Source organism: Amycolatopsis anabasis, assembly GCF_009765355.1.
Classification (GTDB): Bacteria; Actinomycetota; Actinomycetes; order Mycobacteriales; family Pseudonocardiaceae; genus Amycolatopsis; species Amycolatopsis anabasis.
Window position 1 is genome coordinate 1 of record NZ_VTHK01000162.1, and the last position, 1,172, is coordinate 1,172.

The 1,172-nt window shown below is 69.0% G+C and carries 1 protein-coding gene; it reads left to right on the forward strand.

The window, feature by feature from the left end; all coding sequences use genetic code 11:
- The first annotated feature begins 789 nt into the window (after positions 1 to 789).
- Entirely contained in the window at positions 790 to 999 is a 210-nt protein-coding gene (locus FXO23_RS50510) for a hypothetical protein (RefSeq protein ID WP_158896345.1), read from the forward strand.
- Positions 1,000 to 1,172 lie beyond the last annotated feature (173 nt).

The following is a 1,172-nucleotide window of genomic DNA, read 5'->3' on the forward strand; positions in this document are numbered from 1 at the left end:
TCGGGGCTTATCTCCGTATGCAGCCTGCAGCGCCGAGCGCTGTCAGCGCCCGCTGGTACGGTCGCCCACGCCCCGGCGCTCGAGCAGCTCCACACCGCACCGGCGCCGGGGCACTTCGCGCCCCCAGGGAAAGGAGCCCCGCGCTCGACCGTTGGGGGCACGTGGGAGCGCGGGGCTCGTGCGGGCGGCCACCCCTCTGCGGTGCCCGCCCGGACATCTGATCATCGGCACGATGCCGATCACGGTGCAGTGCGTTCACCCGGGTGTGAGTAGGCCCCTGCGCTCAACCGGTCTGCCTCCGGGAGCGCAGGGGCCAAGGGCCGCCCCGAACGAAGGAGGGGCCGGGGCAACCCCGATGTGCGTACCGCACAGATCACGGCGGCGTCCCTGTTCCGCCCGTTCCCCGCGGTGCGCGCCGCCCTTGGCGGCTCGTCGCGCCGGGGCGGAGAGAACTCCTGGGCAAGCTCGCTCCGGCCCCGGCCAGGCTTATGGTCCGTTCCGCCACGCCCGCACACCACGGAATCCATCCGGACGAGCAAGGGCATCCACACCCTGACCACGAAACCCATCGCACTCTCGGGTCGCCGGTTGAACCCCGGCGAAAAGACCGGCCTGCCGAGCGCCCATTCGTGGTGCTCTCAGCCCTCGCCGATCCTGCCGTGCCGAAGGCCGCGAAGTTTTCAGCAGCGCATACGCGAGATTCGGAAATCTCGACTGCGCATTTTCCGCTCGTACAGTCCACCCGAACGAGTATTGAGTTGCACCACCGCAAACAGGGAAGGTGACACCATGGACCCAGCGCCGCGCGAGCTTCGGATCCGGCTACCGGACTTGCCCCCTGACCGCTATGCGACCATCGTGCACGCCGTCGCCAGCGTGCTGGACGTGGCCGGGGTCGTCACCGAGTCATCGATCTTCCCGGACCCGCATGCCACCGATGAAGACCTCAACCGCCGCTTCGACCGCTTTTGTTTAGCCTACCCGTGGAGCGATCGGTAGAGCGCTTTCGCTCACGGTCTCGCTGTTCGTTGCCGCGGCCGCTACGGCTGGATCGCCCGCACCACGCGCACCCGACGCCCCGAGGCGCACGAAACGCGAAGCACCCGGGCTGCGGCTCCTGTCCGTGGGCCGTGATCGCTCTTACCCTGCTCGGTCCACAGAGGACGCGTAGG